General features: G+C 68.6%; 13 protein-coding genes. All 13 read left to right on the top strand.

All coding sequences use genetic code 11. The features are described 5' to 3' along the window. The first annotated feature begins 49 nt into the window (after positions 1 to 49). The 13 genes from ABZ885_RS15525 to ABZ885_RS15465 all read left to right on the top strand — a co-directional run bounded on the left by ABZ885_RS15525 (position 50) and on the right by ABZ885_RS15465 (position 13295). Positions 50 to 502, top strand: coding sequence for a hypothetical protein (locus ABZ885_RS15525; protein WP_360187930.1), 453 nt, complete (start codon positions 50 to 52; stop codon positions 500 to 502). After that, positions 499 to 834, top strand: a complete 336-nt coding sequence (locus tag ABZ885_RS15520; protein ID WP_360187928.1) for a hypothetical protein — start codon at positions 499 to 501, stop codon at positions 832 to 834. Before ABZ885_RS15525 ends, ABZ885_RS15520 begins: the two co-directional genes overlap by 4 nt. 67 nt (positions 835 to 901) lie before the next feature. Continuing rightward, on the top strand, positions 902 to 1261 hold the full coding sequence (locus tag ABZ885_RS15515) for an HK97 gp10 family phage protein (protein WP_360187927.1): 360 nt from the start codon (positions 902 to 904) through the stop codon (positions 1259 to 1261). Then, positions 1258 to 1704, top strand: coding sequence for a hypothetical protein (locus tag ABZ885_RS15510; protein ID WP_360187925.1), 447 nt, complete (start codon positions 1258 to 1260; stop codon positions 1702 to 1704). Before ABZ885_RS15515 ends, ABZ885_RS15510 begins: the two co-directional genes overlap by 4 nt. Beyond that, positions 1701 to 1931: a hypothetical protein gene (locus ABZ885_RS15505; RefSeq protein ID WP_360187924.1), complete on the top strand. Its 231-nt coding sequence runs from the start codon at positions 1701 to 1703 to the stop codon at positions 1929 to 1931. The genes ABZ885_RS15510 and ABZ885_RS15505 overlap by 4 nt, the downstream gene beginning before the upstream one ends. A gap of 64 nt (positions 1932 to 1995) precedes the next feature. Continuing rightward, on the top strand, positions 1996 to 2562 hold the full coding sequence (locus tag ABZ885_RS15500) for a hypothetical protein (RefSeq protein WP_360187922.1): 567 nt from the start codon (positions 1996 to 1998) through the stop codon (positions 2560 to 2562). A gap of 66 nt (positions 2563 to 2628) precedes the next feature. Continuing rightward, positions 2629 to 3015, top strand: coding sequence for a hypothetical protein (locus ABZ885_RS15495; protein WP_360187920.1), 387 nt, complete (start codon positions 2629 to 2631; stop codon positions 3013 to 3015). A 44-nt stretch (positions 3016 to 3059) separates the two neighbouring features. Continuing rightward, the gene (locus ABZ885_RS15490; protein ID WP_360187918.1) at positions 3060 to 3332 is read left to right on the top strand and encodes a hypothetical protein; all 273 of its coding nucleotides are present in this window, start codon (positions 3060 to 3062) and stop codon (positions 3330 to 3332) included. A gap of 13 nt (positions 3333 to 3345) precedes the next feature. Continuing rightward, positions 3346 to 7806 (top strand): hypothetical protein, encoded by a 4461-nt coding sequence (locus tag ABZ885_RS15485; RefSeq protein WP_360187916.1) that lies wholly within the window; start codon positions 3346 to 3348, stop codon positions 7804 to 7806. After that, positions 7806 to 9023, top strand: coding sequence for a hypothetical protein (locus tag ABZ885_RS15480; protein ID WP_360187914.1), 1218 nt, complete (start codon positions 7806 to 7808; stop codon positions 9021 to 9023). Before ABZ885_RS15485 ends, ABZ885_RS15480 begins: the two co-directional genes overlap by 1 nt. Beyond that, complete coding sequence (locus ABZ885_RS15475; protein ID WP_360187912.1) at positions 9023 to 11947, top strand: fibronectin type III domain-containing protein; 2925 nt, start codon at positions 9023 to 9025, stop codon at positions 11945 to 11947. The genes ABZ885_RS15480 and ABZ885_RS15475 overlap by 1 nt, the downstream gene beginning before the upstream one ends. A gap of 2 nt (positions 11948 to 11949) precedes the next feature. Continuing rightward, complete coding sequence (locus ABZ885_RS15470) at positions 11950 to 12441, top strand: hypothetical protein (RefSeq protein WP_360187910.1); 492 nt, start codon at positions 11950 to 11952, stop codon at positions 12439 to 12441. Next, positions 12441 to 13295 carry a hypothetical protein gene (locus ABZ885_RS15465; protein WP_360187909.1) on the top strand — a complete coding sequence of 285 codons (855 nt, stop codon included), beginning with the start codon at positions 12441 to 12443 and terminating at the stop codon, positions 13293 to 13295. Before ABZ885_RS15470 ends, ABZ885_RS15465 begins: the two co-directional genes overlap by 1 nt. Positions 13296 to 13300 lie beyond the last annotated feature (5 nt).

The raw sequence follows: 13300 nt of genomic DNA, 5'->3' as shown, positions 1-13300 counted from the left end.
CCGCACCGCCCCGGGGGGGGGGGGCGGGCCCGGCCGGAGGCCGCGCGCGATGACCATTCAGGCATGGACCGACACCGCAACGGTGCTCGCCGTCACCGGCGTCGAGGCCACAGACCAGCAGATCCTCACCGCCCAGGCCGCGGTTGAGGTGATGTGCGGCCGAACCTACGGCGATACCGCCAGGATCCGCACGCGAGACCTGTACTGGCTCGGCCGGGCCCTCGCCTACCAAGCCGTGTGGGCGGCACAGCAGCCCGGACTGGAATCGCGAATGGACCTGACGTCGTCCACCCAGGACGGCGTCTCAGCGAACCTCACCGGGGACGCGGTCGTGCTCGCGCCGATGGCCGCAAGGGCGATCAACCGGCTCTCGTGGCGGCGCAGCCGCACCCTTCACGTACGGTCGCCGTTCGTCGACGGCAGTAGCAACTACGGCCTCGACCCGCTCAGGGACGGCGCCGACGACGACATGACGTGGCACCCGATGCCGGGAACGCGATGATTGCCACCACCACCGTCACCGTGCTCCGAGGAACCGGCACTGACCTCTGTGAGGATATTTACGATCTCCCCGCCGAGGCCGGCACCGACGGCCAGACCGGGATCCCCGCCAGCCTGATCGAAGGCTCGCGCACCATCACCACCCCGAACAACCCGACACCGCGGGTCGTCCGCTACGCCGTCGCACGAATCCGGCCCGGCACCGACGTGACCGAAGACGACCGACTGCGGGACGACCGCACCGGCCGCATCTACGAGATCACCGCCGTCACCCAGCCGGCAGCGCTCGGCTTCACACCAATGCTCCGGCTGGACCTCAAGCTCATCAACTAAAGCGGCCACCAAACCCGGGGAGACCGGGCGGCCACCCCACCCGACGATCCGGAGAGGACGGCGGACCATGTCGATGCGTCTCGACCCGAGTGCCGACGCCCATCTGGACGTCGAGCTGCACCGAGTGATGGTGCACCTCGGACAGGACATGGCCGCCGTCGCCCAGGGCCTGGCGCGGGTGAACACCGGCCGCCTCAAGCAGTCGATCGTCTCCGAGGTCAACGGGCTGGTCATGCGGGTGAGCACGGATGTCTCGTACTGGCGGTACGTCGAGTACGGCACCGGGCCGCACATCATCCGGCCAAAGACGAAGAAGGCCCTGTACTGGGAGGGCGCGGCGCACCCCGTTGCCCAGGTCAATCACCCCGGGACGCCAGCGTTCCCGTTCCTCCGGCCGGCTCTGCTGCGGCAGTGGGCACTGCGATGACCACGATCCTGCGGGCCACGACAGAGCTCGTCACCGTCGCCTGGCTTCGTGGCGTTGTCGGCGACATCGCCGCCACTACCCTCCCGCGAGACAACAGCACTTGGGCTGCGTCCGGGTTCGTGACCGTCGCCACGATCGGCGGCAGCGCGGACCCGTACGTGCCGATGCGCTCTCCCGTCGTCTCGGTGGACTGCTGGGCTGTTGCCCCTTCGTCGGGCCGGCCGCCGTGGAACCGGGCGACGCTGCTGGCCGAGCGGATCCAGGCTGCGTGCTGGGACCACCAGGGCACCCCGCGTCTCCTTACCCTGCCAGGCACGTTCCCGCGGGCCCGCGTCCTCTCCGCCTACTCGACGTACGAGCCGCGGCGGGTCCCGGACGACGAGGCGTCGTACGCGCGGATCAACCTCGGCCTGTCCGTGAACTGGGTGGAGGTCGCGTCATGACCGGGGTCGAGCGGTGGGCGCTGCAGGGGGAATCCAGCCGGGAGCTGCTGACGTGGCGCGGCCGCGTCCTCGTCCACAACTCCCGGCCTGAGCTGGAATTCCTCATCACCGGCGCCCGCCCCGTCCGCTGCCCCCGGGACATCCCCAACGAGCACACGATCCCGCTGCAGTTCCACCCGCAGTTCCAGCACCACTGCTTCCCGCTCCGCCGGGAGGACTACCGATGACCCGCCGCACCAGGGGCCCCTCCACCCCGGCCACCGTTCCCACCGTGTCCTGGAGGACTGACCCATGGCAGTGACCACCGCCAACCTGCTCCTCGGCCCCGCAACCCTCTACCAGGGCGTGTTCGGCGCCACCGAGCCGGCGGACACCAACGTCGCCATCAACGCCACCCCCGCCGCGTCCGCGTGGACGGACATGGGCGGAACGATGGACGGCGTCACCCTGAAGATCGACCAGACGTACACGGCTCTGGAGGTCGACCAGATCGTCGACCGGGCAGGAAGCCGCCTCACCAAGCGGGACATGAGCGTCGAAACGTCGCTGGCGGAAGCCACCCTGGAGAACCTCTCGGTGCTCATGAACGGCGGCACCGCAGCCAGCGGCGCTGGCTACAAGACCTTCGAACCGTCGTTCGCCAGCTCAGCAACACAGCCGAACTACACCGCGTTGCTGTTCGACGGCTGGGGCGCCAACAGCTTCCGCCGCCGGGTCATCGTCCGCAAGGTCCTCAACACCGACTCGGTCGAGCTCGCCTACACGAAGGACAAGCAGACCGTCCTCAAGGCCGCCTTCAGCGCCCACTACGTCAGCTCGGTCCTCGCACCACTCCACATCGCCGAAGCCACCTCCTGACCAGCCCCGGCGGCGACCGTCCACGCCGCCGGGCCCCACCCCCCAACCAGCCCTCCCGGAGCACCCATGGCCACCCGCACCAGCCCGAAGCGCCCCAAGACCCCGAACGCCGAGCCCGCCCCGGCGGCCCCGTTCGAACCCGTCCGTCTCACCAGCAAGCGCCAGAGCACCGACACCGAAGACACCGTCACCCTCTTCTACATCGACGACCAGGCGTTCACCGCTCCCCGCAGGGTCAGCCAGAGCGTCACCCTGGAATACCTCCGACTCGCCCGCACCGTCGGCGACATGGCCGCCGCCCAGCGAGCGATGGAGCGCATCCTCGGCCCCGACGCCTACTCGGCAGTGGAGCAGTCCGACGACGTCGGCCCCGCGGAGCTGGAGCAGATCCTCACCGCAGTCGTCAGCCTGATGGTCGGCCAGGCGGACGAGCTGGGAAAAGGCAAGAGCTGACCTGGACCAAACCAGTCAGGGCGTCGTTCGAGCGGTACGCGTGGATGGCCGACCACGAAGTTGACCTGGAGTCCGACTTCCTCGCGATCCACGGCATCGACCAGACCGACCTGGACGGCCCCCGGTGGGTGCGGCTCGGTGAGCGGATCGCGGCCTACGGCGGGGTGATGGCCAGGCGCGTCGAGCAGCAGCGTGAGGGAGCGGGGCCCGAGCCGGGCTCATCCCAGCAGCAGGCGGGGCGCGGCCAGGAGATGGACCTGACAGAGCTACGCCTCACCCACCCTGGGCTGGTGAGCGTGACACGAGCGATCGAGTAGGAGGTGAGTACAGATGGCGTTCCGGGTGGCCGAGGGCTACGTCGAAGTCTCGATGGACAAGTCCAAGTACGAGGCAGCGAAGCGGCAACTGTTGGGCGACAAGCTCACCATCGACGCCATCGTCGAGCTCGACGCCTCCACCGCACGCGCCCAACTCGCCACCCTGGCCCGGCCGCTCACCGTCCAGGTCCAAGCCTCCCTCGACGACGGCGCCGTCCGCGCCCGCCTCGACGAACTGTCCCGCCGCATCGAGATCCACGTCGAAACATCCGAGGCCCGCGCGCAAATCGACGCACTCACCCGCGAGCGGGCCGTTCCCGTCGTGGCCGTCGTGTCCACCGCCGAGGCCCACGCCGACCTGCAGCAACTCGTCGCCGAGCCACTGCAAGTCGTCCTCGCCCCGACCCTGCCGCTGCCGACGCCAGAGCAGATCGACGAATACGTCTCCCACCTGCAGCCACTCCTCGCCGCGGCCACCACCACAGCGTCGACCGGCGCACGCGTCAGCACCACCGGCCTCGACCAGGGCATCACGCGAATCAGCGCGCAGGTCTCCCAGCCGATCGAAATCCCGATCACGGCCCGCATCAGCCGGCTCGCGCAGTTCCGCATCAACCGGTGGCGCCGCCAGGTCGGCGACGACATCCAGATCCCCGTGTCGCCGCAGCTCGACGAGATCGCCATCAGCACCGTCGAAGCGCGACTCACCGCTCTCCACACCCCGATCCGGCCGAACGTCGCCCCCGAATGGGACTCCTCCGCCGCGGCGATCGTCGAGGCACGCATCCACGCCCTGCAGGACCCGGTACAGATCCCCGTCGAACCGGACTGGGACTCCTCCACGACACCTGTGATCCAGGCGCACCTGGAGCAGCTCCGCGAGACGATCGAGGTCACGATCCGCCCGGAGTGGGACTCCACCGCCGCACAGATCGTCGACGCACACCTGGACCGGCTCCGCACCCCGGTGGAGGTGCCGATCCGGCCGGTGTGGGACGAGCCCGCCGCCATGGGCGTACAGGCCCGACTGCGGCAACTGGCCAGCCCGATGGCGGCGATGATGCAGCCCGAGATCGCGGCCGCGCCGATGGCGGTCGCCGGCGCGCTGCTGGACCGGCTGGCACGGCGCCGCACCGCGCAGATCGACGTACGGGTGGAGCGCGCCCAGGCTGCCGAGGTCGGTGTCCGGGTCGACCAGTCGCAGATCGGGCAGGTCAACCGCCTGGCGCAGTCGCTGACGTCGGCGGGGGACAGCGGGAGAGGGGCCGCTGCTGGCCTGTCGATCGCGTCGACTGGTGCGCGTGTCCTGATGGCGTCCGCCGCCGGTACGATCCCGACACTGGTGTCGCTCGGGCAGGCGATCATCTCGATGGGCCCGGCTGCCGCGGTGGCCGCACCTGCGGTGGCGTCACTCGGTGCGATCCTCGGCACGCTGAAGGTGGGCCTGGGCGGGGTCGGCGGTGCGTTCAAGGCCGCGTTCGCCCCGGCGACCGGCGGAGGTGGCGGGGGTGGTGGCGGGGCCGACGGAATGGCGAAGGCCATTGAGGCCGCCGAGCGCAGGGTCGCGGACGCCAAGGACTCTGTGGCGCAGGCGACCGAAGAGTCCGCTCGCCGTGTCGAACGCGCCAACCGCGACGTCGGGGACGCCGAACTCGCGCTCGCCAACGCCCGCCAGCAAGCATCCGACCGGTCCGCCCGGGCGCTGCGCGACGTCGCCGACGCCGAACGCAAGCTCGCGGACGCGCAAGCCAAATCGCTGCGGGCGCAGCAGGACCTGGAGGCCGCACGCCAGCAGGCCGCACAGGACCTGGAGGACCTCGCCAACCGGGTAGCGGACGGCCGGCTGCAGGAACGTTCCGACGTCATGCGCTTGGCGGAGGCCGAGGTCGACCTCGCCAACGTGAAGCGGGCCGGCTCGGGTGCGACCGCGGACCAGGTCGACAAGGCGCAGCTTGCCTACGACCAGGCGAAGCAGGCCCTTGTCGAGCAGCGGCTGGAGAACGGGCGGCTGGAGGAGCAGCAGAAACGCGCCTCACAGGCCGGCGTCGAGGGTTCCGACGTCGTGCGGTCCGCTCAGGAGAACCTGACGCAGGCCACTCAGGACACCCGGGATGCCACGACCGAGCTGGCGGACGCCCACACGGAGGCCTCTCGCACCGCCCAGTCCAACACCGAGGACGTTGCCCGGTCGGAGCGGGATCTGGCGGACGCCCGGCAGGCTGCCGCCGACGCGGGCGTCGAAGGCGCGCAGCGCGTCGCCAAAGCTCAGGAGGAACTGAAGCGCGCCGAGGAAGACCTCGCCGACGCCCACCAGAAGCAGGCCACTGCGGCAGCCGCCGGGGCGAACGCCTTCGCCGACGCCATGGCCAAACTCGCCCCGTCCGCCCGCGAGTTCGTCGAAGCCGTCCGCGCGCTCGGACCGGAGTGGACAGCGCTGCGCCTGGACGTCCAGCAGCACCTGTTCGAGGGACTCGGCACGACACTCACCGCGGTGGCGCACCAGGTACTGCCAGACCTTCGGGCAGGCATGGTCGGCACGGCCGACGTCCTCAACAGCATGGCGCTCGGCGCGATGAACGCCGTCGACCAGCTCAGCAAGACTGGCACGCTCAAGGCCGCGTTCGCGGGGATCAACGACGGGCTGCGCCCCCTGCAGCAGGTACCCGGCCAGCTCCTCACCGCGTTCGGCCAGCTGACGGCAGCCGCCGCGCCGGCGTTCCAGCAGATCACGACTGCGATCGGGGAGACGGTCGGATCGTTCGGCACGCGGCTGTCCGAGTCGTTTGCTTCCGGCCGCCTGACAGAGGTGATCAACTCTGCGCTGGGCCTGGTGAAGCAGCTCGGCGGGGTCCTCGGCGATGTCCTCGGGACGCTGGGCAATGTCCTGGGGGCTGTTGGCGCCGCCGGCGGGGACGCGCTCGGCATGCTCGGCGCCGCGTTCGCGGAGCTGCGCCGGGTCACCGCGATGCCGGAGGTCCAGGCTGCGCTGACGACTCTGTTCTCCACCCTCAACCAGCTCGCCGGCACGGCGGCGCCACTTCTGGGGCAGGCGCTCGCCGCGCTCGGCCCGGTCATTCAGGCGCTCGCGCCCGGCGTTCAGGCGCTGATCCAGGCGCTTGGCCCGGCCCTGTCGTCCATCATCACCGCGCTGGGACCCGTGCTCACGGCGGCGGGCCAGGCCATCTCGGCGCTGGCGGTCGCGCTGGCGCCGGTCGTCACGCTGATAGGCCAGCTGATTTCGGCGGCCCTGCCGGTCCTAACGCCGCTGGTCAACGCGCTGACGGCGTCCATTCAGGGGCTGGCGCCGCTTTTCGTGCAGATCGCCGGAATTGTGGGATCGGCTGTGATGCCGGTGCTGACTGCGCTGGCCTCCCAGGTGATGCCGCCGCTGATGCAGGTTTTCACGGCGATCATCACGGATGTCCTGCCGGTCTTCAGTGCGTTGCTGACCGCGCTGCAGCCGTCGATCACCGAGCTGTCGACTGCGCTGCTTTCCGTTGTCGAGGCGCTGGCGCCGCTGCTCGTCGCTCTCGCCCAGCTGATCGGGCCGCTGCTGGGTGCGCTGATGCCTGTGCTGCTGCCGATCATCCAGACGATCGGGCAGCTCGCGTCGATCCTGGCCGGTGAGCTCGCCGCCTACATCAATAACATCGTGATCCCGGCGATCCACGTGATCACTGCGCTGCTGCAGGGCGACTTCAGCGGGGCATTCGACGCCGCGAAGCAGGTCGTCAAGGGCATGATCAACGAGGCGATCAGGCTGTTCATCGAGCTGCCCGGAAAGATATACGACGCCGTCATCACCTTGGCGACGAAGCTCACCGAGGCGTTCGGCCATGCCATCCAGGCTGGTGTCAGCTGGCTGTACAACCACCGCGGCGACATCACCAACTTCTTCAGCGACCTGCCCGGCCACATCCTTGACGCCCTCGGTGACCTCGGCAGCCTGCTCTGGAACACCGGAAAGAAGATCTTGGAGGGTCTGATCGGCGGCCTGCGCTCCAAAATCAACGACCTGAAGGGGCTCCTCAACTCCGTCACCGACCTGATCCCCGACTGGAAGGGCCCCGCCGACCGGGACGCCAGCCTGCTGACCCCCGCCGGCCGCGCCATTATGGGCGGCCTCATGACCGGCATCGGCAGCCAGCTTCCCGCACTGCGCGGCCAGCTCCAGGGTGTGACCGCCGAAATCGCCGGGACATCGGTCGGCGCAATCGCAGGTCCGCAGGTCGCGACCGCTTCACCGGCCCTTCCCGGGTCTCTCGTGGCACCCGCCGTGGGCGCGCAGGCACCCGCACTCGCCGCTCCCTCCGTACCTACAACCCAGGCGGCGCCGAGCATCACGATCCAGAACATCAACATCACCGGGAGCTTCGACATGGCATCGACCGCTGACCGCAGGCGGATCGCCGACGCCCTCGTCCTGGAGATCAAAGACGCACTCCGTGACTACGACCGAGGGAGGGCCCGCTGATGGCCGGCACCTGGGGCACCCTGCAACTCGGCCGCACTACGTTCCGGGAGACGTTCACCGTCACCGAAACCGGCGGAGACGTGCGCACCCTCGACGTGGACGGCCAGGAGTCCACGCCACCCCTGACCCGCCCAGTGCTTGTCGCCCGGCACGACAACGTCCTCGCCCTTGACCAGGGCGGTGTCGTCGCAGTGACGTGGACGGATAAGGCGGAGCGCAACGGCTACTACTCGGTGAAGGGTTCGTCGGCGGCGCTGCGGGAGTACGTCAACGACACCGTCACCTCCGCCTGGAAGGCAAGCCTGGAGCGGCTCGGCGCCGTAGGGGAGATCGACTTGCAGTCCCGGCTGACCGGCGTGGTTAGGAGCAACGACTTCTCCCTCACCGGAGAGACCTGGCACGCCCCGCCGATCGGCCACACCACCTATTACACCGGCGCGACCAGCCCCTCCACCATGACCCGCACCGGCGCTGACGGCACCATGACCGTCTACCGCAGCATCCCCACCGGCGCCAACCCACGGTGGGGATGCGACCCCACCGCCTACCTGGCCGGCCGGGTCCGCATCAACGACACCATCGCCGCCACCGGCACCGGCTTCGAGATCGAGGGCACCAGCCAGCCCCTTCCCGTCACCGGATGGACACTCGGGAACGCCCTCGTCAACGTCACACCCACCGCGACCGCCGGCGTCCTCGACGTGCAGGCCTACACGGGAAGTGCCTGGCACTCCAAACTGTGGAACATCACCGTGGGCGGCTCGAACGTCGCCGCATGGGATACCGCGACGATCCTCCGTAACGACCTTGAACAATGCGTCCTACGGCTCACAGCGCCCCGCTCTCCCGGCCGGGCCACGCTCGACCTCGTCCTCCGCCGCGGCTCCCGCATCCTGGAGGGATACCTGCAGTCCGGTTCCTCCTCAACCCTCGCCGTCTACCTGCGCACCACGGAGACCAACACCAGCGCGGCGGCGTCCGGCTACGTCGTCGCCACCGGAAACGACGCCGACGGCAACCGGTTCGCCTGTGGGTCCGCCAGGTCCTTCACGGCGCATGCCAACGGCGGTGTCAGCAAGGCGTCCACGACCACGCTGGACTTCTGGCTCGGCGTCGTCGCCGGCGGAGGATCCGCCGTGTCCGGAGACGCCGCCATCGACCTCCGCAACCAGTACATCGGCGCCCTCGCCGAGTCGACCTATGTGGTGAGGCGCTGATGCCCGTCACCGACGTCCTCACCGCCCTAGGCCGCTGGACCATCGACCTCAAGCCGACCACCCCCCGCGACGTCCTCGACGCCCTCGTCGAGTTCGGACACGTCGCGATCGTGCCCGGCCGGGTCGACGTCCGCACCACCGGCGACAACCTGCTGACAGCAGCCCGCTACGTCGGCGTCATGCGCACCAAGACACTCGCGGACGACGGGCGCACCAAAGCCGTCGGCGACAAGGTCACCGTCGGCGGCGTCGGCATGGCGGCCTGGTTGGGCGACGAGGACGACAAAGGCTCGGTGATCGAGAACAGCACGCAGTTCGCGAGCGCCTCGTTCGCCAACGCCATCCGCGGGCTGCTGCCCTCATCCGGAGCCGTCACTGAGGGCACCCTGTACTCGGTGGCCGGTACCTACAGCGGCACTCACCAGTGGGAGTCCCCCCGCAAGGCGATCAACTACGTGTGCTCGACCATGTCGACAACGTCCGTCCCGGTCTCCTGGCGGGTGAACGGCACTGGCACGCTCGACGCCGGCCCCGAGGCCAACCTCTTCGTCACCACGCCCGAGTGCGCAATCGTACGGCGCGGCGCCGGCCAGGACATGACCCTGCGCGCCCTGCCCGGACAGCTCAACTACGGGCAGGACGTCGAGGACTACACCACCCGCGTCGTGCTGCTCGCACAGGGCGAAGGCGCCTCCATCAGCACCGGCTCCGCGGACATCAACCCGGTCCTCAACCCGTACAAGGACATCCACGGCAACACAGTCAAGCTGACGCGAATGGTGTCCGAGTCCGGCACGTCCCAGGTCAACGCGGGCGTGCGGGCGCAGCTGGCCCTGTCGCAGTTCGTGTCGCCGCAACGCGGCCTCACCCTGAGTACGCTCGACTACGACATCGATGGGTCGTTCTCACCCGGTGACTACGTGTGGGCGTACGACCCCGACAAGGGCCTCCTCGACACCAGCAACGAAGTCGTCTTCCGCGGCCAGCGCATCAACCCGCTGAAGCTTCAGGTCACAGAGGCCACCTGGCCGGTGACCGATGGACACACCGTCGCCTACCGGTCCGCGGCCGGCGCCTGGACAGACCTCACCGACTACGTCGCCTTCGAACAGCAGGGCGCCACATCCGTCGTCGTCGGCGACTTCGCCCGCCAGCTCACCAACTCGGGCACAGAGCCCGTCGGCTCCCGACCGACCGCAGACACCTCGATCCCCGGCGTGCCCGTGTTCGTCACACCGTTCTCAGGGGCGGCGTACCTCGACAACCGCGGGTTCACCCGCTCCCGGGTCATCATCACGTGGAACGCGCCGAACAACGTCGACGGCTCCACCGTCCTCGACGGCGATCATTTCGAAATTCGCTACGCCGTCGACACCGACCTCATCTACCCCGCGACGTGGGCACAGCTGTCCGTCGTCCGCTGGCAGGACCTCCAGCAATGGCGGCAACCGTTCGCCGCGCCAACCGGCCAATGGGAGACGGTCTACGTCGCGTGGGGCACGAACTCGGTGCAGTTGCAGGACCTGTCGCCCGGGATCGGCTACGACGTACAGATCCGGGCAGTCGACAAGGCCGGCAACGCGGGGTCCTGGTCGTCGACGACGACGTTCACCGCCACGTCCGACAACATCCCGCCCAGCACGCCGGCCGCCCCATCGGTCGCCGGGTCCCGGATCGCACTGCAGGTCACACACACCCTCGGCAAAGCCACAGGCGGCACGTACAACCTGGAGTCGGACCTTCACCACCTGGAGGTCCATGTCGAGTACGAGCCCAATTTCACACCGAGCACGACCACCCTGAAGGGCAAGGTCTCCGCCACCTCCGGGATGATCCAGGCCCAGATCCCCGTGGTCACCACCGTGCAGGTCGAGGAGGTCTCCACCCGCTACGTCCGCGTGATCGCCGTGGACATCGCAGGCAACAAGAGCGCCCCGTCGACCGCCGCATCGGCAACGGCGCTGCTGATCGACGACGCCCACATCTCCGACCTGACCGTCACCAAGGTCACCGCCGGCACCATCAGCGCGGACTGGATCGTCGGCGCCCGCATCAAGACCGCGGACACCGGGGCCCGCGTCGAACTCAACGCCAGCGGGATCAGTACCTACAACGCGGGCGGTACCCGCACGTTCTACGCCGAGGCCGCGACCGGCAACGTCACCATCGTCGGCGAGATCTCCACCGCCACCTCAGGCCGTCGCATCGTTATCAACCCGAGCAACTCAGGTGAAGCCACTATCCGGTTCTACAACACCGACGGCACCGACTACGGCTACATCAACGCTTGGGGAACGGGCAGCATGGCCAATATCGGCATGCAGTCCGGCACACACACCAACGGTCGCATCAGCCTGGTGAAGCTGGCGGAGGACCGCATCGACTTCGGGCGATTCTCCGCGGACGGAATCACAAGCTACGTATCGGCCGTCATGACAGACAGCGCCTACTTCGCAGGGTACGACGGAGCGGGCGGATTCATAGCCGACTCCGTAGGGGCATACACGAACCACGAGTCGGGGTCGTTTCTTTCAGCCCAATCGGGGTCCATCTACGGGACCACGCCAAGTGGGGCGTACTTTTACGGGGATTCCGGCAGCTTCAGCAGCGGTGTGAGCGGCGGCTACTGGAATCACAATGTGTCTGACACGAGGGCCACTCTGGTCGGCCGGATGCAGTTCGGCGCTCAGAGTTCCGATCAGGCGCTGATCTTCGACAAGATCGACTTTACATCAGGGTCCGGCACACACAGCGTCACCTACGGCCCCACCATGTCCACCACCACGCTCCCCGTCTGCACCTACTACGACGGCAACGGCACCCTGTGCCGGTGGCAGGTCAACGGCTTCTCAACCACTGGATTCAGCTACGCCACCGAATTCGCAACCGGTCCCACAAGCATCGCCTACATCAGCTTCAGGTAGCCATGGACATCTACACCATCACCGAGACCTACGAAGTCACCAGCGCCAACGGAGTCCCCCACTGGGTCGTCGTCATGACAGCCACCGACGGGTCACGGCACCAGCACGCGTTCCCCAAGGACACCGTCACCTGGCGGGCCGCCGAATACGGCATCAACGTGGACGACACCGAGACTCTCCTCGACGTCATCCTCCACGAGCCATACATCACCCCTGCCGATGTCCAAGCCGAACCGCTGACCCTCACCACGGCCAAGAGCAAGAACGACGCAAAGGCCGCGCACCTGGCCCGCATAGCCGCAGTGAAGAAGCGACGTCGCATCGACGGCATCAAAGCACCGGCCGACAGAGGGAAGCCAGACCCGCTCGCGGCCATTCGAGTCCACCGGAACGCGCCGGAACGGGTCGCCGAAATCATGGACGACGTAGCCGGCGCCTCACACGCCCATGGCCCGGACTCCAGCCCGCGCCTGCCCCCCGCGAGGAGTGTCTGATGTCGACCACCACGCCCCGTATGGGCCTGTACAAGACAGCTTCCGATGGGTCCGAGCTGGTCAACGTCGTCACCGACCTGCTCAACAACCTCGACAAGCTGGACCTCAACGCGAACTTCCGGGACTGCACCAGCAGCACGCGACCGTCCACCGTGTGGGCAGGCCTGTGCATCCGCGAGTCGGACACCGGCCGACTGTGGGTCAGCAACGGCAGCGCACCGGCGTCAGGTTCGTGGAAGCAGCTTCCTGTCGAGGGTGCGACGTTCCTGGCCGGGCTGGTCCTCGGATCGACTCTCGCCGTCGCTGGTGCCGTCACCTTCAACTCCACGCTCGCCGTCACCGGCGCAGCAACACTCAGCAGCACCCTCGGCGTGGCGGGGGCCGTCAACCTCAACTCGACCCTGGCCGTCACCGGGGCATCCACCCTCACCGGGAACGTCACAGTCGGCGGCACCATCAGCAGCCTCACCAGCTCAATGGCAGAGGACACCACAACCCGTACCACCACGAGCACGAGCATGGCCACTGTGGCCGGGGCGCTCACCGGGACGCTGACCGTCCCGCCGTCGGGCCGGGTCAAGGTGACCGTCTACACCCTCCAGCGGAACAGCAGCAGCAACAACACGTTCACGTCGTTCCGGGCCGTCGGCTCCAGCTCCGGCACCAACTACACCGAGACCCTCTCCGGCGCTCTCGTCGTCACGGGCGGCAGCAACGCCCCCGGCACCATGGTCCGCAGACTCACCGGCCTCACCCCCGGCGAGACCCTGACCGTCACCCCCTACCACATGGTCAACGCCGGCACTGGCACGTACGACTACCGGCAGATCCTCATCGAAGCCCTCGGCGCATAGGAGCC

The sequence above is a fragment of the Kitasatospora sp. NPDC047058 genome (genome assembly GCF_040643935.1).
Lineage (GTDB): Bacteria > Actinomycetota > Actinomycetes > Streptomycetales > Streptomycetaceae > Kitasatospora.
This window is presented reverse-complemented; position numbering and strand designations above follow the sequence as displayed.